Raw genomic sequence first — 428 nt, 5'->3', positions numbered from 1 at the left:
ATCAAGCCGATAACATGCCATTCGTCACGAGAGTCACGCGGCACATATTCGAGAGTCGGATCATAGTCGGGGTTTAATTTTGGAACGCTTAACTCTTCGCCGCCATCGATAACCGTTTCGTAAACCAAGCCGCCGAATTCGTTTCTTTCGAACTGATCGTTCCAATAGAACGCCGCGCCTCCGAGCACCAAGCCGGCCGTTTCCGAAACAACTCCGAGTATCTTATCTCCTTCGCCTGCTTTTCGTATCTTTTCGCCTTCTAGCGCAACGAGATAGCTTGAATCGATTTTCTGACCGTCAGCAGATTCGAAATACTCCGCGAAGTCTTTAAAATCTGAGACGCTTTCTACCCGCCCGGTACCACGAATATGTCCGCCAGTTGAATCGAGTTCCCATTTCGTATTTCCGGTCGAGGCGCTTCCGCTTCC

1 protein-coding gene is annotated in these 428 nt (G+C 50.2%); it reads right to left on the bottom strand.

All coding sequences use genetic code 11. The annotated features are described in order from the left end of the window. A partial coding sequence (locus FLX07_RS36025; protein WP_208762583.1) for a peptidase G2 autoproteolytic cleavage domain-containing protein occupies positions 1-428 on the bottom strand: 428 nt, incomplete at both ends.

Source organism: Microbispora bryophytorum (assembly GCF_006874465.1).
Taxonomy (GTDB): Bacteria; Actinomycetota; Actinomycetes; order Streptosporangiales; family Streptosporangiaceae; genus Microbispora; species Microbispora bryophytorum.
This window is presented reverse-complemented; position numbering and strand designations above follow the sequence as displayed.